This window comes from Bradyrhizobium sp. CCBAU 45389 (assembly GCF_028128625.1).
Taxonomy (GTDB): domain Bacteria; phylum Pseudomonadota; class Alphaproteobacteria; order Rhizobiales; family Xanthobacteraceae; genus Bradyrhizobium; species Bradyrhizobium liaoningense_B.
Window position 1 is genome coordinate 24,317 of sequence record NZ_LBIY01000096.1, and the last position, 21,491, is coordinate 45,807.

The 21,491-nt window shown below is 65.3% G+C and carries 17 protein-coding genes; 10 read left to right on the forward strand and 7 right to left on the reverse strand.

The window, feature by feature from the left end; all coding sequences use genetic code 11:
- Positions 1-92: 92 nt before the first annotated feature.
- Entirely contained in the window at positions 93-1,199 is a 1,107-nt protein-coding gene (locus XH79_RS30010; protein WP_271583965.1) for a DUF1236 domain-containing protein, read from the forward strand.
- Positions 1,200-1,249: 50 nt separating this feature from the next.
- On the opposite strand, the gene XH79_RS30015 is transcribed toward XH79_RS30010, so the two are convergent.
- The 4 genes from XH79_RS30015 to XH79_RS30030 form a co-directional block, all read right to left on the reverse strand.
- Complete coding sequence (locus XH79_RS30015) at positions 1,250-2,212, reverse strand: lytic transglycosylase domain-containing protein (RefSeq protein WP_271583966.1); 963 nt, start codon at positions 2,210-2,212, stop codon at positions 1,250-1,252.
- Positions 2,213-2,418: 206 nt separating this feature from the next.
- The gene (locus XH79_RS30020) at positions 2,419-2,694 is read right to left on the reverse strand and encodes a hypothetical protein (protein ID WP_018646136.1); all 276 of its coding nucleotides are present in this window, start codon (positions 2,692-2,694) and stop codon (positions 2,419-2,421) included.
- A 77-nt stretch (positions 2,695-2,771) separates the two neighbouring features.
- On the reverse strand, positions 2,772-3,629 hold the full coding sequence (locus tag XH79_RS30025) for a VOC family protein (RefSeq protein WP_271583967.1): 858 nt from the start codon (positions 3,627-3,629) through the stop codon (positions 2,772-2,774).
- 163 nt (positions 3,630-3,792) lie between these two features.
- Entirely contained in the window at positions 3,793-4,983 is a 1,191-nt protein-coding gene (locus tag XH79_RS30030; protein WP_271583968.1) for a urate hydroxylase PuuD, read from the reverse strand.
- A gap of 236 nt (positions 4,984-5,219) precedes the next feature.
- On the opposite strand from XH79_RS30030, the gene XH79_RS30035 reads away from it, so the two are divergent.
- The gene (locus XH79_RS30035) at positions 5,220-6,551 is read left to right on the forward strand and encodes a PQQ-dependent sugar dehydrogenase (RefSeq protein WP_271583969.1); all 1,332 of its coding nucleotides are present in this window, start codon (positions 5,220-5,222) and stop codon (positions 6,549-6,551) included.
- Between the two features lie 205 nt (positions 6,552-6,756).
- Here the strand turns inward: XH79_RS30035 and XH79_RS30040 are convergent, their stop codons facing one another.
- Positions 6,757-7,557, reverse strand: a complete 801-nt coding sequence (locus XH79_RS30040) for an SDR family NAD(P)-dependent oxidoreductase (RefSeq protein ID WP_271583970.1) — start codon at positions 7,555-7,557, stop codon at positions 6,757-6,759.
- Between the two features lie 210 nt (positions 7,558-7,767).
- On the opposite strand from XH79_RS30040, the gene XH79_RS30045 reads away from it, so the two are divergent.
- From XH79_RS30045 to cyoD, 4 genes are read left to right on the forward strand one after another with little or no spacing between them, the layout of a single operon-like run.
- Positions 7,768-8,601 (forward strand): cytochrome ubiquinol oxidase subunit II, encoded by an 834-nt coding sequence (locus tag XH79_RS30045; RefSeq protein WP_271583971.1) that lies wholly within the window; start codon positions 7,768-7,770, stop codon positions 8,599-8,601.
- Positions 8,591-10,591 carry a cytochrome o ubiquinol oxidase subunit I gene (gene cyoB, locus XH79_RS30050; protein WP_212343419.1) on the forward strand — a complete coding sequence of 667 codons (2,001 nt, stop codon included), beginning with the start codon at positions 8,591-8,593 and terminating at the stop codon, positions 10,589-10,591. Before XH79_RS30045 ends, cyoB begins: the two co-directional genes overlap by 11 nt.
- Positions 10,591-11,232, forward strand: coding sequence for a cytochrome (ubi)quinol oxidase subunit III (locus tag XH79_RS30055; protein WP_271583972.1), 642 nt, complete (start codon positions 10,591-10,593; stop codon positions 11,230-11,232). The genes cyoB and XH79_RS30055 overlap by 1 nt, the downstream gene beginning before the upstream one ends.
- Complete coding sequence (cyoD, locus tag XH79_RS30060; RefSeq protein WP_211413664.1) at positions 11,229-11,615, forward strand: cytochrome o ubiquinol oxidase subunit IV; 387 nt, start codon at positions 11,229-11,231, stop codon at positions 11,613-11,615. Before XH79_RS30055 ends, cyoD begins: the two co-directional genes overlap by 4 nt.
- Before the next feature lie 230 nt (positions 11,616-11,845).
- On the opposite strand, the gene XH79_RS30065 is transcribed toward cyoD, so the two are convergent.
- The gene (locus XH79_RS30065) at positions 11,846-12,634 is read right to left on the reverse strand and encodes a thermonuclease family protein (protein WP_212343422.1); all 789 of its coding nucleotides are present in this window, start codon (positions 12,632-12,634) and stop codon (positions 11,846-11,848) included.
- Between the two features lie 200 nt (positions 12,635-12,834).
- On the opposite strand from XH79_RS30065, the gene XH79_RS30070 reads away from it, so the two are divergent.
- The 4 genes from XH79_RS30070 to XH79_RS30085 all read left to right on the forward strand — a co-directional run bounded on the left by XH79_RS30070 (position 12,835) and on the right by XH79_RS30085 (position 17,804).
- Entirely contained in the window at positions 12,835-14,433 is a 1,599-nt protein-coding gene (locus tag XH79_RS30070; protein WP_271583973.1) for a GMC family oxidoreductase, read from the forward strand.
- A gap of 9 nt (positions 14,434-14,442) precedes the next feature.
- Positions 14,443-14,892, forward strand: coding sequence for a hypothetical protein (locus tag XH79_RS30075; RefSeq protein ID WP_271583974.1), 450 nt, complete (start codon positions 14,443-14,445; stop codon positions 14,890-14,892).
- 103 nt (positions 14,893-14,995) lie between these two features.
- Positions 14,996-16,015: a S1C family serine protease gene (locus tag XH79_RS30080; protein WP_271583975.1), complete on the forward strand. Its 1,020-nt coding sequence runs from the start codon at positions 14,996-14,998 to the stop codon at positions 16,013-16,015.
- Between the two features lie 58 nt (positions 16,016-16,073).
- Positions 16,074-17,804: an FAD-dependent oxidoreductase gene (locus tag XH79_RS30085; protein ID WP_271583976.1), complete on the forward strand. Its 1,731-nt coding sequence runs from the start codon at positions 16,074-16,076 to the stop codon at positions 17,802-17,804.
- A 142-nt stretch (positions 17,805-17,946) separates the two neighbouring features.
- Here the strand turns inward: XH79_RS30085 and XH79_RS30090 are convergent, their stop codons facing one another.
- The gene (locus XH79_RS30090; RefSeq protein ID WP_271584343.1) at positions 17,947-21,429 is read right to left on the reverse strand and encodes an indolepyruvate ferredoxin oxidoreductase family protein; all 3,483 of its coding nucleotides are present in this window, start codon (positions 21,427-21,429) and stop codon (positions 17,947-17,949) included.
- Positions 21,430-21,491: the final 62 nt, after the last annotated feature.

A 21,491-nucleotide genomic window follows, 5' to 3' on the forward strand; every position in this document is an offset into this window, starting at 1 on the left:
TTCCCTCACGGCCTCTGTTCCGGGAAAAACTGGAACCGAGCTTCCCAGCGCCGGTTAGTAGCCAAACTTGAACCGGACAAAGGGAGTGAAGCATGATCCGACTGTTGGCAACAACTGCACTGGGGCTGGTGCTGGCAAGCGCCGCCGTTGCGCAATCGCCTGGCACGAACACGAAGCCCGAGCAGACGCCGCGATCGCAATCGAATTCCGCCGCGCCGTCCACCACCTCGCCGTCGGGCGCAGCGAATACGCAGCAGCCCACATCGCAACCGCAGCAATCACCGACGGCGGCGCAGAATACGCAGACCACCACACCTCCGTCAGGGCCCAACGCCGGCTCCGGCACCTCCAATGCTGCCAACAGCACGGATACGCGACCGCAAAGCGGGACGGCCAACCCGAGCACAACCGGGAACCAGCCCGCGACCCAGCAGAGCGCCAATCCACCGGCAACGAACACGAACCAGGCGCAGGATCGGTCCAATCCGCCGTCGAACAACAGCAACCAGGCGCAGCAGGCACCGAGCGGGACCGGGACCAACCAGGCTCAGCAGGCGCCGAATGCGCCGGCCAGCAATCAGGCGCAGGGTGAGCGGGCGGGAACCAATTCGCAGGCCGCCGCCCAAACTGATGTCAATCTCAACCGCCAGCAGGAGACCAGGATCAGCGCCTCGATCTCGCACCTGAACGTGCGGCCGCTCACCAACGTCAATTTCTCGCTGAATGTCGGCACGGTGGTGCCGCGCGACATCCAGCTATCGACGCTGCCGCCCGATGTCGTCGAGATCGTGCCGCAATATCGCGGTTACAGCTTCGCGCTGGTGAAGGATCAGATCGTCGTGGTCGATCCTGCGAGCTACAAGATCGTGACGGTCCTTCCATATTCCGGGCAGTCGACCGCGACGACGACCACGCGCGAGCGCAGCGCCAGCAAGTTCTCGGATCGCGATCGCGAAGTGATCCGCAAACATGCGAAGTCCCGCACCGAGGGACGGAGTGAAGCGCGGACCACCGGCAGCACCGCACGCAGCGAGATGCGAGTCGGCGACCGCGTCCCCGAGACTGTCGAGGTCGAGGAATTCCCGAGCACGGTCTATCGCGACGCGCCAGACCTGCGGGAATATCGCTACATCCATCGCGATACGCGGACCTACGTCATCGAGCCTCGCGAACGTCTCGTGATCGAGGAGATCGACTAGTCCGAAAATCCCGGGAAGCCGCTCAATCGAGCGGCTTTCCGACCCGCGCGTCAGCCCGAAGATCGTTCGCGCGCGGCAAGCCGGATGGCGCGGGCCTTGGCGTTCTTGCCGGCCGCGCGCGCCGCGATCATGCTGCGCGCCTTGCCGCTGGCCGAAGCGCTCTTCCGCAGCAGGGATGCGAACCGCTTGCGCGCTCGGTTTGCCGAGAGGCGCGCCGCCACCTGCTCGGCCTTGCGCATGATGGTGATGACCGACGGCGTCAGGTTCACCGGCACCCAGACGATGTCCTTCGTCTTGGAGAGACTGCCGATGCCTTCGCATGGCGCCTCGCGCGGCAGGTCGATCCGGATCGCGAGAGCCTCAGCGCGCTCCGTCCAGTCCTCAGCTCTGGTGCCGGTGATGATGCGGACATAATCGCGTGTCTCGCGCGGCAGCTCGCTTTCCCTGGCGAGCCATTTCTGGATGCGGCCGGGCCCTGCGTTGTAGGCGGCCGCCGCGAGACCGAGATTGCCGAAATCGTCGCGGAGCTTGCGCAAGAACTTTGCCGATGCCGGCAAGGCCTTCATGGGATCGAAGGGATCATCGAGGCCGACTTCGGCGGCCGTCTCCGGCATGAACTGCGCGACGCCCTGCGCGCCGGCCGGACTGACCTCGTTGGAACGGAAGCGGCTCTCCTGCCAGAGCAGGCGCGCGAAGAACGGCACGGGAATGCCGCTGGCCTCAGCCGCTTCCCTCAGCGCGTGACAGAATTTGTCGGTTGGCGAAGCCGGGGCCTGCACGACGGCTTCGATCGTGAGCGCCGGCTCGATCGTCTCCTCGTAAGCCGCGCGCGCGTTCGCGAGCTCAATGGCCTGCACGCTCGCGAGGAAGAGATCGACCAGAGGAACCAGTGAGGGGGCGCGATCGGCCTTGGGAGTGGAGTTGTCGAAGCTTGGTGCCTGCCAGGAGGGCGATGAGCCGACGTCGCACATCAGAATCAGGAACGCAGCGCAAGCCGCGACGAGAAATCGCATCTCGGTAAGAGTCCTCGAACTGTGGGGGAACGACCGGCGCGTTGCGCCGGAGACGAGGACTTCATTAACCGTAATTGCGGCGAAGCTGCGATTCCAACGAGCGCCCGGTGTTAGTACGGTGTTCCCGCCGCAGAACATGCACCATCGGCCCGCGGATCTTCGGGAACCGCAGCGCTGTCACGCGTAGTGTGCGCAGACTGCCGCGCTTATGCCTTGGGAAAATCCTTGCGCATCGCGATCTCGGCGGCGTCGCCGGGCGACAGCACGGTCTGATCGAAGGCGGCCTGCGGCTTCGTCATGATGTCGTAGAGCGAAATGCCCTTGATCGGCTTGTCCATCAGCTCGCGGACGCAGTCGGCGAGCGTGCCGTTGTAGACGAGATAGGGCGGACCCCGATCCTTCTGTCTCTCGCCCTTCAGCGATGGCCACTTCTTCAGTTCGGCCGGCGCGTCATAGGCGATCGGCGATCCCTCTTTGAACATGCGTTTGGCCCCGGTGGCTTGGATTGCCGCGAATCCTAGAGCCGCCGGGTAAACGCACGTTAAAGAATTAGTTAAAATCAGCCGGCAATGAAGGCGAGCAGGGTGCCGTTGGCCTTGGCCGGCGGCACGCAGATCGCTGCCCCGCTCCGCACCGCGGCCGACCCCAGCGCCTTCTCGGTCGCCGCGAGATCGCCGCTGACGAGCACCAGCGCTGCGCCGCCGCGCTCGGAGAGACCGGCCAGCGGCACGCCGGGATAGCGTTTGCCGAGCTCCTCCAGCGTCAGATAGACGAAATCGGCACGATCGCCACCTGAGGGCACGGTAACTGCGCCGTCGGCGTCCGGCTTCGGCTCGCGGTCGATCAGCCGGGCGAGGTGGGCGGCATCCTTCGCCGGCTCCGGCGTTGCGATCAGCGTCTGCTTGATCCGCTTGGCCGCATTGGCGTGCTTCATCAGCTCGGGGATCCACACGGTCTCGCGCGTCTTGTGCTGGCAGGCGAAGATGCGGACGCCGCCGGGCGCTTCCGCGGTCGGCCACATGAAGGTGCGGAATTTTGCAGCCGAGACCGTTCCGTTCGGCAGCGTGACAGGCCGTTCGAAATCGGTCGGGCCGATCGGCTCCAGGCCGCGCGCGCGAATCTCCTCGGCGCCTGCGGCGGAATCGACCGCGGTGAAGGCGATGCGCTCGATGCCCTCGCCGTGCCTGTCAACGAAGGCGCGGGCCGGCGCGTTGTGCTCGGTTGCCACCAGCACGCCGAGCAGCTCCATATAGTCGGGGTCGAACATGATGGTGTAGTTGCCGGTGCCCATATGCGCGCTGTGGGTGCCGCGCGGGGAGATGGTGAAGCCGAGCTGCCGGTAATTCTCGGCGGCCTTGTCGAGGTCTTTCACCATGACCACGGCGTGGTCGATACCGATGACGTTCTTGAGGGCCACTGTTCTCTTCCCCGAATGCAAACTGACTTATACAGACTGACTTGGACCGCTGCGTCAGCGGCCGTCGTCCCTGTCTACGACGGATGGGCGGTCAAGTCATTTTCAAATCGGCGGGAGATGCGGAATTTCATTCCGCGAAATGCGCGATCGACGCGTGACGGCCTCAGCGGGCCTGCTCGATATAGGCTGCGAGGATGGCGCGCTCCTCGCTGGTCATCTCGGTGATATTGCCAGGCGGCATCGCGGTGGACCAAGCCGCCACGCGACCGATCAGGCGGATGTTGCGCTGGATGTGCTCGGGCGCATCGAGCAGAATGCCCTTCGGCGCGGTCACGATCCCGGCCCAGACCGGCTCAGCCGCGTGGCACATGCTGCAACGGGACATCACGATCTCCTCGACATTGGCGAGCGTGGCCGGCGTCGACAATGCGCCCGTCTTCACCTCGCGCGGGCCGGCCGCGGACAGAAAAAGGATCGCGATCACGCCCACCGCTGCCACGCCCCACACCCACCACGGCGATTGGCGCCCGGCATGGCGCTCATTGAAGAAGTGGCGGATCACCGGCCCCAGCGCCAGGATGATCGCGACGATGATCCAGTTGAAGCGCGTGGCGTAGAGCAGGGGATAGTGGTTGCTGATCATCAGCACGACCACGGGGAGCGTCAAATAGTTGTTGTGGACCGAGCGCTCCTTGCTGGTCTTGCCGAGTTTTGGATCAGGCGCCTGTCCCGCGATCAGCGCCGCCACGATCTTCTTCTGGTTCGGGATGATCAGCGTGAAGACATTGGCGACCATGATGGTGCCGATGATCGCCCCGATCTGGTTGAAGGCGCCGCGGCCGCTCAGCACATGGGTGAAGGCATAAGTGAGCGCGACCAGGAACAGGTAGCCGCCGATGGCGAAGGGCAGCTCGCGCTGGGCGAGCCCGGTGCGGCACGCGGCCTCATAGAGCAGCCACGCCAGAGCCAGGCTGAAAAAGCTAAACAGGCCGGCCTGGAATGGCGTGAGATCGAGGATCGACTTGTCGACCAGGAACAGGTCGGCCTCGAGATAATAGACGACGACCATCAGCGCGAAGCCGGACAGCCAGGTGGTGTAGGCCTCCCATTTGAACCAGGTCAGCTCGTCCGGCATCTGGCTGGGGGCGACCAGATATTTCATGATCCGGTAGAAGCCGCCGCCATGGACCTGCCAGGCCTCGCCCTGCACGCCGTCAGGCAGATCATCCCTCGGCTTCAGGCTGAGGTCGAGAGCGATGAAGTAGAAGGAACTGCCGATCCAGGCGATCGCCGCCACCACATGCAGCCAGCGGAGCAGCAGGCTCGCCCATTCCGATATGATGGATCCCCACATGATCACCCCATCAGGTGCGGCATGGACGCCGCAGCTTTGATGACCGCAACCGGCGGCCGCTCCCTTGCAATGTGTTGCACCTATCCGCGGTGTTTTCCAGTACGATGGATCGTGGCTGATGCACATCGTGCGGGCATGAGCTGATGTGGGATGCGGCAGGCGATTTGCCTGTCGCGGACCATTTGCAGGTCGATCGACGTTGACGTGCGAGACATGCAGGCCGGGAGGAAGGCGAGATGAAAAGCAGGACATGGACCGCAGCACTGGCGGCGGGATTGCTGGCTGCGGCCACAAACGGCGCGCAAGCCGAGCCGGTGCTGCAGGGCAGGGACGCCTATGGCGATTGGCGGGCCGACAAGCCCGGCGCGGTCAGGGTGATCCGGCCGCAGGACCTCGCCAGGCCCAATGCGACGCCATCGGTTGCCAGCTTCTCGCGCGTGGTGCCGCGGCCGTCGCAGGCATCGCTCCAGGTGCCGGCCGGCTTCAAGATCGAGCTGTTCGCCGAAGGCTTGCGCGCGCCGCGCATCATCAGGGTCGCGCCGAACGGCGATGTCTTCGTCGCGGAAACGCGGGCCGGCACCATTCGCGTGCTGCGCACTGGGGAGGGCGGCAAGGTCGCGACCAACGAGGTGTTTGCCAGCGGCTTGAAGCAGCCATTCGGCATCGCCTTCTTTCCAAATGGCGACAACCCGCAATGGGTCTATGTCGCCAACACCGACAGCGTCGTCCGCTTTCCCTATCAGGCCGGCGATCTCAAGGCGCGCGGCAAGGCGCAGACGATCGTGGCAAGCCTGCCGCATGACGGCGGCCATTCCACCCGCGACATCGTCTTCACGCCGGATGGCAAGCGCATGCTGGTCTCGGTGGGTTCGCTCAGCAATGTCGCCGAAGGCATGGGCACGCCGCCGGGCGGGATGGACGCGTGGGCGAAGGCGCAGCCGCTTGGCGCAACGTGGGCGAGCGAGCTCGAGCGCGCCACGGTGCTGGCCTTCAATCCCGATGGCAAGGAGCGGAAGGTCTACGCCACCGGCATCCGCAACTGCGTCGGCCTTGCAATGCAGCCGCAGACAGGCTTGCCCTGGTGCTCGACCAACGAACGCGACGGCCTCGGCGACGACCTCGTGCCGGATTACGTGACCAGCGTGAAGGAGGGCGCGTTCTACGGCTGGCCTTGGTTCTATATCGGCAACAATGAAGACCCGCGCCATGCCGGCGCGCGGCCCGACCTCAAGGACAAGGTGACGGTGCCCGACGTGCTGATCCAGCCGCACTCGGCCTCGCTCGGCATGACGTTCTATGAAGGCGCACAGTTTCCATCGGAGTACCAGGGCGACGCCTTCGCCGCCGAGCACGGCTCCTGGAACCGCTCCAAGCGCACCGGTTACAAGGTGATCCGCATCCGCATGAAGGACGGTAAGCCGACGGGCGAGTATGAGGATTTCGTCACGGGGTTTGTCGTGAGTGACACGGAGGTGTGGGGCAGGCCGGTGGGTGTGGCAGTTGCCAAGGATGGGTCGTTGCTGATCTCGGAAGATGGCAACGGCACGATCTGGCGGGTGACGCACTGATCTTACCCTTCCCTGGAGGGGGAGGGTCGATCGCGCGCAGCGCGAGCGGGGTGGAGTGATCTCTCCACACGGACACTGTTGGACGGGGAGGGATCTTCACCCCACCCCGCTACGCATTGCGCTACGCTTCATGCGTAGCGACCCACGAGCGAGCTTCGCTCGTCTCGGACCCCTCCAGGGGAGGGTAAGAGCAGCGTGCTCGCTTCTACCCCCGTCTCACGCTCGCCCCGCCATCCACCGGCAGTGTCACGCCGGTGATGAAGCCCGCCTCGTCCGACGCCAGGAACAGCGCGGCGTTCGCGACGTCCCAGCCCGTGCCCATCTTCCTGCGCAGCGGCACCTTGCTGTCGCGCTCGGCTTCGACCTCGGCGCGGGTCTTGTGCCATTCGCGGGCGCGGGTATCGACCGCCATCGGCGTGTTCATCAGGCCGGGCAGGATGACGTTGGCGCGGATGCCGTATTCGGCGTTCTGGTAGGCGAGCTGTTCGGTGAAGGCGATCATCGCCGACTTCGTCGCCTTGTAGGCGACATAAGGATACGTCGTGATCGCCGCCATGGAGGAGATGTTGATGATGGCGCCGCCCTTCTGTGCGCGCATGATCGGGATCACTTCTTTCGCCGCGAGGATGCAGCTCTTCAGATTGATGGCGACGACGCGGTCGAACGCCTCCTCGGTCAGTTGCAGCAATTCGGCATCGCCGCCGGAGAGACTCACGCCGACATTGTTGTGCAGCACGTCGATCCGGCCCCAGCGCGTCTGCGCGTCCTTGACCATCGCCTTGATGTCGGCGGACTTGGTCACGTCGGCCTTGAAGGCTGCGGCGGTGCCGCCTTTCGCGGTGATCATCGCCACCGTTTCCTGCGCCGATTCCAGATGATGGTCGACGCACAGAACCTTCGCGCCTTCGCGCGCGAAAGTCAGTGCGGTGGCGCGGCCGTTGCCCATCCCTTCGCCGGGGCTTTGCCCGGCCCCGACGACGATGGCGACCTTGTCGTTCATGCGCATGACGTTTTCTCCCTGCTTTTTCATCACGATAGCACGTGGGAGCAGCGGCAGAAGACAGAACATGCATGGCTGCGTCGCTCCCGCGAAAAGCACCTGCCGGCCATTGGTTTGCTGCTGCGCAGGAACCGATCTCACGGGATCGCGTTTGTTGCGGAGCCTTTTCCGCGCTAGGCTCTCTCCCGGGGCTTCCCAATCGCCAGTGGCTTGCCGATGAATCTGCTCGACCCACAAGGGCCCGTGGCTGCGGCCAACAGCACCATCCTGGTCGATTCCGTCTTCATCATGCTCGTGATCGTGGTCCCGACCATTTTCGCGATTCTGGCTTTTGCGTTCTGGTTTCGCGCCTCGAATCCGAAAGCGCGTTACCAGCCTGACTTCGTCTACTCCGGCCGCGTCGAAATGGTGGTGTGGTCGATCCCGGCGCTGACCGTCATCCTGCTCGGCGGCGTCGCCTGGATCGGCTCGCACCAGCTCGATCCCGCAGCGCCCGTGCCGGGGACCGGCAGTCCGGTGCGCATCCAGGCCGTCTCGCTCGACTGGAAATGGCTGTTCATTTATCCGGACCAGCGCATTGCCACCGTCAACACGCTGACGGTGCCGGCCGGCGCCGAGCTGAATTTCCAGCTGACGTCGTCGAGCGTGATGAACACGTTCTTCATCCCGCAGCTCGGCAGCATGATCTACACCATGAACGGCATGGTCACGCGGCTGAACCTGCGCGCGGACAATGAGGGTAAGTTGCAAGGCCTCTCCGCGCATTTCTCCGGCGACGGCTTTCCCGACATGATGTTCGACGTCAACGTGATCTCGCCGCTGGCGTTTCCCGACTGGGTGGCGACCACGGCGAAGAGCGATGCCGTGCTGAACGAGGACAGCTACAAGAAGCTGATGCAGCAGGGCATCGAGCGGGGCCGGCCGACCTACCGCCTCGAAGACCCGCGCCTGTTCGACCTGATCGCGACCCAGCACATTCCGCCAGGGCCCGGCCCAGAGCTGATATCGGCTGCCGGCCGGCCGCACAGTGGAGGCCACGATGCTCGGTAAGCTCGATTGGTCGGCCATTCCGTTCGATCAACCGATCCCGCTCGTCGCCGGCGCGGTGGTGCTGGTTGCGATCCTCGCCGTGCTGATCTGGGTCGTGGTGAGGGGGCATCTGCCCTATCTCTGGCATGAATGGATCACCAGCGTCGATCACAAGCGCATCGGCGTCATGTACATCCTGCTGGCCTCGGTGATGCTGCTGCGCGGCGGCAGCGACGCCATCATGATGCGGATCCAGCAGGCGGTCGCCTACCAGTCGCAGGGCTATCTGCCGCCGGAGCATTACAACCAGATCTTCTCGGCGCACGGCACCATCATGATCTTCTTCGTAGCGATGCCGTTCGTGATCGGGCTGATGAATCTGGTCGTGCCGCTCCAGCTCGGCGTCCGCGACGTTGCGTTCCCGACGCTCAATTCGGTCGGCTTCTGGCTGACCGCGACCGGCGCGCTGCTGGTCAATATCTCGCTGGTCGTCGGCGAGTTCGCGCGCACCGGCTGGCTCGCGTTTCCGCCGCTGTCGGGACTGTCCTATTCACCCGGCGTCGGCGTCGACTATTACGCCTGGTCGCTGCAGATCTCCGGCGTCGGCACGCTGGTCGCCGGCATCAATCTCGTCACCACGGTGCTGAAGCTGCGTACCAGGGGCATGAACTATCTGCGTATGCCGATGTTCTGCTGGACCACGCTGGCCTCGAACCTCTTGATTGTCTCAGCGTTCCCGATCCTCACCGCGACGCTCGCGATGCTCTTGCTCGACCGCTATCTCGGCTTCCACTTCTTCACGAATGAGGCCGGCGGCAACGTCATGATGTTCATGAACCTGATCTGGGCCTGGGGGCACCCCGAGGTCTACATCCTCGTGCTGCCGGCCTTCGGCATCTTCTCCGAAGTGGTGTCGACCTTCTCCGGCAAGGCGCTGTTCGGCTACCGCTCGATGGTGCTCGCGACCATGGCGATCTGCGTCGTCTCCTTCATGGTCTGGTTGCACCATTTCTTCACCATGGGCGCCGGGCCGGACGTCAACGCCATCTTCGGCATCGCCAGCATGATCATCGCGATCCCGACCGGCGTGAAGATCTACAACTGGCTGTTCACGATGTATGGCGGCCGCATCCGCTTTGCGACGCCGATGCTGTGGTCGGTCGGCTTCATGGTGACCTTCATCATCGGCGGATTGACGGGCGTTCTGGTCGCGGTGCCGCCGGCGGACTTCATGCTCCACAACAGCATGTTCCTGGTCGCCCACTTCCACAATGTCATCATCGGCGGCGTGCTGTTCGGGGCCTTTGCCGGCTTCGAATACTGGTTCCCGAAGGCCTTCGGCTTCCGCCTCGACGAGCGCTGGGGCAAGGCCGCGTTCTGGTTCACCTTCACAGGCTTCTGGATCACCTTCATGCCGCTCTACATCGCCGGCATGCTCGGCATGACCAGGCGCCTGCAGCATTACGACGTCGCGGCGTGGCGGCCCTGGATGATCGTCGCGGCATTCGGGATGGCCGTGCTGTCGATCGGGGTGATCTGCCAGATCATGCAGCTCGTGGTCAGCATCCGCAATCGCGAGGCGCTGCGCGACCGCACCGGCGATCCCTGGGATGGCCGCTCGCTGGAATGGGCGACGTCCTCGCCGCCGCCGGTGTTCAACTTCGCCTTCCATCCCGATGTCCGCGGCGAGGACGCCTATTGGGACATGAAGGCGCGCGCCCAGCAGCAATCGTTCGAGCATGACGTGCCCGAATATCAGGACATCGAGATGCCCAGGAACTCGCCGACCGGGTTCGTCTGCGCGTTCTTTGCCAGCATCATGGGCTTTGCGCTGATCTGGCACATCTGGTGGATGGTGATCCTGGGCGGTATCGGCGCGTTCGCGACCTTCGTCGTGTTCGCCTGGCGCGATCATGACGAATACGTCATTCCCGCCGAGGAGGTCGCCCGCATCGATCGCGTCAATCTCGAGGAGCGGCGCAGCCTCGTCAGCATGGCGGGAGCGGTCTGATGGCGATGACAGCGACCGTCGGCCATGCCCGCGCCGATCCCCATCACATCGGCGTCGTCATCGAGCATCCCGGGCCCGCGTCGAAGCGGATCGTCACCGCCTACGGTTTCTGGGTCTTCCTGCTCTCCGACATCGTGATGTTCTCCTGCTTCTTTGCGGCCTATGCGGTGCTGTCCGGCCAGACCGCGGATGGCCCGAAGGGCTCGGAGATCTTCGAGCAGCGGAACGTCGCGATCGAGACTGTCTGCCTGCTGCTGTCGAGTTTTACCTGCGGGATGGCCAGCATTGCCGCCGATGTGCGCAACCGGTTGTGGTTCTATCTTGGCATGGCCGTGACCTGCCTGCTCGGCGTGATCTTCCTCGTCATCGAGTTCCGCGAATTCGCCGATCTCATCGCGCGCGGCTATGGCCCCTCGCGCAGCGCCTTCCTGACGTCGTTCTTCTCGCTGGTCGGCTGCCACGGCCTGCACGTCTCCGCCGGCGTGCTCTGGCTGCTCACCATGATGGCCCAGGTTTTTGCAAAGGGCTTTCGCGCCGACGTGCTGCGGCGGATGATGTGCTTTGCGCTGTTCTGGCACGCACTCGACATCATCTGGGTCGGGGTGTTCTCCGTCGTCTACCTGCTTGGGGGTGCCCCATGAGCGATCAGACGCATATTCCGGCCGGGCACGATCTCGCGCCGGGCGAGGAAGAGCAGCACAGTGTCGGTGAGCGGATCCTGGGTTATGTCGTCGGCCTTGTGCTCGCGCTGTTGCTCACGGCGACGTCGTTCTTCATCGCCGGGACCGATCTGGTCTGGCAGCCTTCGATCCCGGTCGCGCTGATCGTGCTGGCGATCGCGCAGATGGGCGTGCACCTGGTGTTCTTCCTGCACATCACCACGGGTCCTGACAACACCAACAACGTGCTGGCGCTGGCTTTCGGGCTGCTGGTCGTGTTCCTGGTGGTCGGCGGCACCGTCTGGATCATGTCGCATCTGAATGGCAACATGCCGCCGATGGACCAGATCATGATGCGCCAGTAGCGGGAACGATGCAGGGCCCGCCCCAAAAAAGAAGAGCCGCTTGTTGTGACAAGCGGCCCAAGTCTAGGGAGGAAACGCCCGAGCAAAGACAATCCGATGAGGATCGTCTGCCAAGGAAACGCTCGCGCAAAGCGCGTGCGCACTTTGATAAGTGCAGCAACTCCCGCCGAGGTTCAATTCCGGATCAATACGGTCTCGGACTACCACTCACGGATGCGTGAAGGAATTTTTCACTTTGGCCGGCGGCAATTATAGGCCTTGCGAAAGCCGGCGGCCTGGGCGTCGTCCTCGGAGCAGAACCAGCGGTCCGGCTTGGTGGTCGCGGGATAGCTTGGGCAGCCCCGCAAATGATAGATGCCGATATTTCCGGTGACGCGGGCGCGCACCGCGAGCTTGCCCTTGATGCTGCAGCTCGGCGGCATCGTCAGCTCGTCCGGGAACAGCACGGCGCGGATCTCCTTGTCGCGATCGGAGCGGCAGGCGGCGCCCAGCAGCGCACCGTCCTTCTTGCCGCTGCGGAATTCTTGCGGTGCAACAAAGCAGCCCTTCCAGATCCCGGCTGAGGCTGTCTTCGCCTCGGACGCCGCCGGCTTGACGTTCGCCTTGATCGGCTCGCGCGCGACAGCATAGCCGAGCTTGACCAGTTGCTCGTTCAAGGTCGCCTTGTCGCCCTCGGCCGTGCAGATGGCGCGGTGGCGTTTGCCAAAGCTCTTTTCCGGCCCGACATCGTCGCAGCGCACGGAGCGCTTGTTGATCAGCTTCGTCAGCTGGTCGCGGGCCTCGATGCCGCAGGTCCAGGGATCGGCGTGGTCGTCGATGCAGACCTGGTCCAGCTCCGGCGCGTCGACGCCGTCAAGCCGGTAGGTGACGTCGCCAAGCTGGATGGAATTGCCGTCGCGGACCGTCGCGGCGGCGGTCAGGGCGGAGACCGGCTCGGAAGACGCCAGAAATCCGGACAAAACGAAAAATAAAACGAGCGCAAAAGCGCGGGCGGCGGCAAAGAAATTTCGGAAGGACATGCGGTCTCGCTATCGATTGCTCGTGCGCCCTGTTCCTAGCATCCGGACGTGGCGATACCAATGGTCTGCGCCCTGCGAAGTGCGACATTCCGGCCTCGCGGCTTTACTCGGCCGCAGCTCTGACCCTATCGTTCGCCGGCCTCGCGGAGCGCGAACGGCCGAATCGCCCGGTAAGCGGCGAGGGGGAGGACAAGGTTGCGATGAAAGATCCCGTGGACGTCCTGATCATCGGCGCCGGCGCATCGGGGGCGGCGGTGGCGTGGTCGCTGGCCGAAACCAAGATGCACATTCTCTGCCTGGAGCAGGGCGGCTGGATGAACCCGGCGGAATATCCCAGTACGGGCCGGGATTGGGAGGCCAAGTTCTACGGCGAGTGGTCGTCGAGCCCCAATGTTCGCGGCCGGCCCGAGGACTACCCGATCAACGACGACAATTCGCCGATCAAGGTGGTGAACTACAACGCGGTCGGCGGCTCGACCGTGATGTACACCGCACACTGGCCGCGGTTGCACCCGTCCGATTTCAAGGTGAAGACGCTCGACGGCGTCGCCGACGACTGGCCGATCGATTACGATGCGCTGACGCCGTTCTTCGAAGAGAACGACCGCATCATGGGCACGTCGGGGCTCTCAGGCGATCCGCTCTCGCCGCTGACCCACCCGCCAATGCCGCAGCAGCCGATGGGATTGTCCGGCGCCATCATCGGCAAGGCCATGAACGAGCTCGGCTGGCACTGGTGGCCGTCGGACACGACGGTCGCGACGATGGACTATGAGGGGCGGGCGCGCTGCATCAATCTCGGCCATTGCACGCCGGCCTGCGCGCAAGGCGCAAAGTCCTCCACCGACATCACCTATTGGCCGCATGCGATCCGCGCCGGCGTCGAGCTGCGCACCCATTGCCGGGTGCGCGAGATCACCACCGACGAGAACGGCATGGCCTCGGGCGTGGTCTATTACGACAAGGACGGCGTCGAGCAGTTCCAGCCGGCGCATGTCGTCATCATCGCCTGCAACGGCGTCGGCACGCCGCGGCTGCTGCTGAACTCGGCCTCAAGCCGCTTCCCGAACGGTCTGGCCAATTCGTCGGGCCTCGTCGGCAAGAACCTGATGTTCCATCCCTATGCGCAGATCTACGGCTATGTGAAGGAGCCGACTGACTCCAACCGCGCGCCGCCGACCTGCCTGTGGAGCAAGGAATGGTATGACACCGACCTGTCGCGCGGCTTCGTGCGCGGCTACGGCGTTCAGTTCGTGCGCGGAGCAGGGCCGGTGTTCGAGGCCGTCGTCAGCGAGCAGAAGGGCATCCTGCCGTGGGGCGCGGATCATCACCGCGTCTTCCGCAAGCTCAACGGCCATCGCTTGGGTTTCTCCGCGATCTGCGAGGACCTCCCGGAGGAGCACAATCGCGTCACGCTCGATCCGATCCTGAAGGACAGCCACGGCATTCCCGCGCCGAAGATCGACTACACCATCAGCGAGAACAGCCGGAAGATGATGGAGCATGCGCTGGCGCGCGGCCGGGAGTTTCTCGAGACGGCGGGGGCGAGCGACATCTGCGTCAACTCGCCGATCCCATGGGGCGGCTGGCACCTGCTCGGCACGGCGCGGATGGGCACCGACCCCGAGCGCTCCGTCGTCAACGAATGGGGCCGCTCGCACGACGTCAAAAACCTCTTCATCGTCGACGGCAGCATCTTCGTCACCTCCGGCGGCGTGAACCCGACCTCCACCATCCAGGCCCTCGCGCTCTACATCGCCGACCAGATGAAGCAGCGCCTCGCCAATTTGTTCGACTAGAGGACCGACATGTCCGAGCAGATGACCCTCACGCCGCGGCAGCGCCAGGACTTGCGCACGATCGCCGCGATGATCATTCCAGCGAGCGAGGAATATCGCGTCCCCGCTGCCGATGACGACATCATCCAGGCCGACATCCTCGCAACCCTTGGCCGGGATACCAGGCTGGTCGCGGCGGCGCTCGACCATCTGGCGCGGCTCGCGGGGATGCCGCTCGCCGAGCTCGCGCCCGACGCACGCGACGGCGTCGCGCAGCAGTTCCGCAAGCACGGCGGCGTGCCGGCAGCAACGCTCGTCCGCGTCGTTATGCAATGCTACTACCGGGACGACCGCGTGCTGCGATCGCTCGGGCTGGAGCTGCGCGCGCCGTTTCCGAAGGGCCATGTGCTCCCCGACGGTGACTGGTCGCTGCTCGATCCGGTCAAGGCGAGGGCGGGCACGCTGCGGCGCGCGCCCTAGCCACTTGGGCAGTCCACTGGGCAGCACAGCCTTGCGCTCCAGACGGGTCCCTTGCGCTGGCGGGAACAGGCCACCATCTGTGTGAGCCTCAAGGACTCTTGCCATGCTGGATTACACCTCAGATATCGCCGATGACGCCCCGTCATCGCGAACGGCGGCGGCTGCTCCGGCCGATGACCGGGCGCTGCTGGACGCCTATTCCAATGCCGTGATCGACGTCACCGACCGCGTCGGTCCTGCGGTCGTGCGCGTCGAGACCGGGCCGAAAGTGCCGAACGGCCGCGAGCGCGGCGGGCTCGGCTCCGGCATCGTGATCTCGCCGGACGGCCTCGTCCTCACCAACAGCCATGTGGTCGGTACGTCGAAGGAGATCCGGCTGCGCGACGTCGAGGGCCATGTCGGCGACGCCCGGGTGCTCGGCGTCGATCCCGACACCGATCTTGCGCTGCTGCGCGCCAATGGCGTGCGCGATCTGCCCTATGCCGCGCTTGGTAACTCCAAGACGCTCCGGCGCGGCCAACTCGTGATCGCGATCGGCAATCCGCTCGGCTTCGAGTCGACCGTGACCGCCGGCGTGGTCTCGGCGCTCGGGCGCTCGATCCGCTCGGTCAGCGGCCGCACCATCGAGGACGTGATCCAGAGCGATGCCGCGCTCAATCCCGGCAATTCCGGTGGGCCGCTGGTGTCGTCGAATGCCGAGGTAATCGGCATCAACACGGCCATTATCAACGGCGCGCAGGGCATCTGCTTTGCGGTCGCCAGCAACACCGCGCAATTCGTGCTGTCGGAGATCATCCGCCACGGCTATGTCCGCCGCGCCTATATCGGCGTCGCCGGGCAGACCGCGCCGGTGCCGCGGCGGCATGCGGTGCTGGCCGGCGTCGAGAACAAGATGGGCGCGCTCTTGATGCAGATCGAGCCCGATGGACCGGCGGCGAAGGCGGGCCTGCTGCCCGGCGACGTCGTGATCAGGCTCGACGGCGTCGAGATCAACGGCGTCGACGATCTGATCCGCGTGCTCGACCGCGACCGCATCGGCCGCCGTCTCGCCATGGACGTGCTGCGGCTCGGCCGCCTGCGGGCGATCGACATCGACCCGATCGAGCGGAAGCCGCAGCGCTAGCTGCAAGCTCGCGGGCGGGGTATGACGGTGTCATGCCCCGCCTCCGGACACCCGCCGCATGATGCCGGCGCATGAGACCTACGACGTCGTGGTCATCGGCGCTGGCGCCGGTGGCATGACGGCCGCGGCCGTTGCGGCTGCCCAAGGCCTGCGCGTGCTGGTGATCGAGAAGACCGCCTACGTTGGCGGCACCACCGCATGGTCCGGCGGCATGGTCTGGATCCCCGCCAATGCCAAGATGAAAGAGGCGGGGCTCTCGGACAGCGTCACGGATGCCGTCCAGTATTTGTCGAGCACGGTGCCCGAGCCCGCCAATGCTGGCCTGCGCGCCGCCTTCCTCGCGCGCGGACCGGAGGCGGTCGCATGGCTCGAGGTCAATACCGAGGTGCGGCTCCAGCCCGTCAAGGTCTATCCGGATTATTATCCGGAGCGGCTTGGCGCAACATCAGGCGGTCGCGTGCTCGAGCCGGTGGCCTTCGACGGCACGCGGCTGGGCCAGGCCTTCGCGCGGCTGCGGCCGCCGCTGCCGGAGTTCACGCTGTTCGGCGGAATGATGGTCAACCGGCTCGACATTCCGCATCTGCGGCGTGTCGGAAAATCGCTGCGCTCGACCCTGCGCGCGGCGCGGCTGGTGTCCGCATACGCGTTGCAGCGGCTGCGCAGCCCACGCGGCACGACACTGCATCTCGGCAACGCGCTCGCCGCGCGGCTCTACGCCTCGCTGCTGGCGCGGCAGGTCGAAATCCTCTTCAGCGCCGATATCGAGGATCTGTCGATGCAAGGCGATCGCGTCGCCGGCGTGGTGATCCGTCACGGCGCCCGCGACCGCCTGATTGCCGCGCGCCGCGGCGTGGTGCTGGCGACCGGCGGCTTCTCGCACGACGCCGCTTTGCGCAAGCGCTTCTTCCCTGCGGCTGCGGGATTTGTCTCGGCGACGAACATATCGGGCACCGGCGACGGGCTTCGGCTTGCGGCCACAGCCGGTGCCGCGCTCAACACGGACGCGACCAGCCCGGCCTATTGGGTGCCGGCTTCGCTGTTCCGCCGCGCCGACGGCAGCCGCGGCGTGTTCCCGCATACGGTGACCGACCGCGCCAAGCCCGGCGTGATCGCCGTCAACGCCGCGGGCCGCCGCTTCGTCAGCGAGGCGCTGTCCTACCACGAGTTCGTGCTTGCCATGCTGCGCGACGGCAATGGTGAGTCGGACCGGCCGTTCTATCTCGTCTGCGACCGTCAGTTCCTCTGGAGCTATGGCCTCGGCCGCATCAAGCCGTTTACGCGCGGCTATCGGCGCTATGTGAAGAGTGGCGAGTTGGTCGAGGCCCCCGACATCGCGCAACTCGCGGCGAAGATCGGCATCAAGCCGTCCACGCTCTCTGCGACGATCGCGGCCTATAACACCGACGCGAAGGAGGGGCGCGATCCCGAATTCGGCCGCGGCAGCACCATCTACCAGCGCCATCTCGGCGACGCCTCCCACAAGCCCAACCCTTGCGTTGCGCCGATCGTCCGCGCGCCGTTCTTTGCGATGCGGATCTATCCCGCCGACCTCGGCACCGCGATCGGCATGAAGGTCGACGCGCAGGCCCGCGTGCTGCGCGAGGACGGCACTCCGATCGCGGGGCTCTATGCCTGCGGCAACGACATGGGCTCGATCATGAACGGCAATTATCCGGGGCCGGGGATTACGCTGGGACCGGCGCTGACGTTCGGGTACATCGCGGGGCGGCATCTGGCGGAGGGTGGGGTGGTGCTGCTGCCACCAAGCGTCGCCACAACACCAGTCTAGCCATCCCCACCGCTGTCATGCCCCGCGAAGGCGGGGCATCCAGTACGCCGCGGCCTATCTGTATTTCACTGCCGTCTCGGAGTACTGGATCGCCCGGTCAAGCCGGGCGACGACACCTGTGTGCTTGGTGACAATGCGGCCGCTACTCCGCAGCCGCGGCAAAGCGGCTGTTCTCCAGCTCCGCTTCAAGCCGCGCCCTCTCGGCCGCCGCCAGCTTGATGTTGGCTTCCTTGACATGGCCGAAGCCGCGGATCGTCTCGGGCACGCGCGCGAGCCGTGCCAGCAGCGGGATCTGTTCCGCCTTCAGCCCGGCGACCCGCCCATCGATCATCGCCAGATAATCCTCGATCAGCTTCCGCTCGGTCCGGCGTTCTTCGGTGCGGCCGAACGGATCGAACGCGCCGCCGCGCAGGAACTTGAGTTTTGCGAGAACGCGGAACGCATGAACCATCCAGCCGCCGAACTCCTGCTTCTGAAGACGGCCGGTCGTCTTGTCGCGCTTGGCGAAGATCGGCGGTGCCAGATGGTACTTCAACGTGAAGTCGCCATCGAATTTTTCTGACACTTTCTTGTCAAAGCTGCCATCAGTGTAGAGCCGCGCGACCTCGTACTCGTCCTTGTAGGACATCAGCTTGAACAGGTTCTTCGCCACGGCTTCCGTCAACTCGGTGGACGCGGGCGAAGCTGCGCTCTCCGCCTTGCGCACCTTGGCAACCGCCGAAAGGTAGCGGTCGGCATACGCCCTGTCCTGATAGCCGGTCAAAAACTCCGCGCGGGTCGCGATGATGTCGTCGAGCGATTTCGCCGTCGCGGAAGCGCGGGCCTTGAACTGGAGCACGCTGCGCACGCGCGACATGTCGTGGGCGGCGAGGCGGCCCCAGGTGAAGGCGAGCTTGTTCATCTCGATGGCGGCACCGTTGATCTCGATGGCGCGGAGCAGGGCCTCCAGCGAGAGCGGGATCGCGCCCTTCTGGAAGGCGAAGCCGAGCATGAAGGGATTGGTCGCGATGCTGTCGCCCATCAGCGCGGCCGCAATGCCCGTGGCGTCGATGATGTCGAGGTTCTTGTCGCCGACGGCATCGCGCAAGACAGTCTGCATCGTACTCATCTCGAAATCGAGATCGGGGTTTTGCACGAAGCTCGCGGTCGGCTGCAGATCGGCGTTGATGTAGGCCTTGGTCATTCCGCGCTCGGCGCGGCTGAGCGCGGTCGGGCCGGCCGAGACGATCATGTCGCAGCCGAGGATGACGTCGGCGCCGCCGGTGGTGATGCGCACGGCGGAGATGTCTTCCGGCCTCCGTGCGATGCGGACATGGCTCATCACCGCACCGTTCTTCTGCGACAGGCCGGTGAAATCGAGCGCGGAACAGCCGCGGCCGTCGACATGGGCGGCCATGCCGAGCAGGGCGCCGATGGTGATGACGCCGGTGCCGCCGATGCCGGTGACGAGGATGTTGTAGGGGCCGTCGAGCTCACGCGCCGGCGGCAGCGGCAGATCGGCGAACAGCTGCCCGGAATCCACGGCCGAGGTCTTCATGCGCTTCAGCGAACCGCCATGGACGGTCACAAAGCTCGGGCAAAAGCCCTCGACGCAGGAAAAGTCCTTGTTGCAGTTCGACTGGTCGATCTGGCGCTTGCGACCGAACTCGGTCTCCAGCGGCTGCACCGAGACGCAGTTGGACGCCTGCGAGCAGTCGCCGCAGCCTTCGCAGACCAGCTCGTTAATGAAGGCGCGCTTGGCCGGATCCGGGTAGAGCCCGCGCTTGCGGCGGCGGCGCTTTTCCGCTGCGCAGGTCTGGTCGTAGATGATGACCGTGAGGCCCTTGATATCGCGCAGCTCGCGCTGCACGGCATCGAGCTCGCGGCGGTGATGGATGGTCGCGCCCTGCGGGAAGTAATTGCCTTCAGGGTATTTGCTGGGATCGTCCGAGACGATCGCAAGCCGCTTGACGCCTTCGGCCCAGACCTGATGCGCGATCTGCGCGACGTTGAAGGCGCCTTCGGCCGGCTGGCCGCCGGTCATCGCCACGGCGTCATTGTAGAGGATCTTGTAGGTGATGTTGATGCCGGCGGCGGAGGCGGCGCGGAGCGCCAGCAGGCCGGAATGGGTGTAGGTTCCGTCGCCGAGATTCTGGAAAATGTGCTTCTCGGTGGTGAAGGGCGACTGGCCGATCCAGTTCACGCCTTCGGCGCCCATATGCGAGATCAAATCGGTGCGACGGGTCGGCATGCTCAGGGCCATGCCGTGGCAGCCGATGCCGGCCATGGCGCGGCTGCCTTCGGGCACGCGCGTCGAGGTGTTGTGCGGACAACCCGAGCAGAAGAACGGCGTGCGCGCGAGCGTGATCTGCGTGCTCGTGGTGACGGGATTGTCGAAGGCCTCGAGCCGCGCCAGGCGCTGCTCGAGCACCGGGCTGTGATGGCCGAGTTTGCGCAGCCGCGCGACGAGGGCGGAGGCCACGATCGTCGGCGTCAACTCGCCCTCGCTCGGCAACAGTGGCGCGCCGCGCTCGTCGCGCTTGCCGGTGACGGTCGGGCGCTTTGAAGCGTCGATGTTGTAGAGGATGCGCATCAGCTGGTCTTCGATGAAGCCGCGCTTCTCCTCGACCACCAGCACGTCCTGAAGACCTTCAGCGAAACGCTTGGCGCCGCTTTCCTCCAGCGGCCAGGTCAGCGCGACCTTGTAGATGCGAAGGCCGAGATCCTGCGCGTCCTTGTCGGTGATGCCCAAATCGGCGAGGGCCTGGCGCAGATCGAGATAGGCCTTGCCGGTCGCGACGATGCCGAGCCTTGCGGGCCTGGAATCGAGCATGATGCGGTCGAACTGGTTGGCGCGGGCGAAGGCCTGCACGGCGGCCATCTTCGGGCCGAACAGGCGCCTCTCAGCCTCCAGCGGCGGATCGGGCCAGCGGATGTTGAGGCCGCCGGGCGGCATCTCGAAATCATCGGGCAGCACGATCTTGATGCGTTCGGGATCGCTGTCAATCGACGCCGAGCTCTCGACGGTCTCGCTGATCGCCTTGAAGCCGACCCAGCAGCCGGAGAAGCGAGACAGCGCGAAACCGTAGAGGCCGAGGTCGAGATAATCCTGCAGCGTGGCCGGATTGATCACGGGGATCATCGCCGCCGCGAACACCTGCTCGCTCTGGTGTGCCAGCGTCGAGGACTGGCAGCCATGGTCGTCGCCGGCGAGCGCGAGCACGCCGCCATTGAGCGAGGTGCCGGCCGCATTCGCATGCTTGAGCGCATCGACCGAGCGGTCGACGCCCGGCCCCTTGCCGTACCAGATGCCGAACACACCATCGACCTTGGCGCCGGGAAACAGGCCGACCTGCTGGCTGCCCCAGACGGCAGTTGCCGCCAGATCCTCATTCAGGCCGGGGACGAAGGCGATGTCGTGCTGCTGCAGATGCGACTTCGCGCGCCACAGCGCGTGGTCGTACATGCCGAGCGGGGAACCGCGATAGCCCGAGATGAAGCCGCCGGTGTTGAGGCCCTGAAGCCGGTCGCGTTCGCGCTGCAACATGGGGAGGCGAACCAGGGCCTGCGTTCCGGACAGGAAGATCCGCTTCGATTCGAGCCGGTATTTATCGTCCAGCTCGACCTGCATCAGCGTCATTTCGATGTCCTTGTTCTTCTTGGTCCGGCGGGGATTTTGCGCCGCGGAAAAAGGTGCGGCCCTGCGAG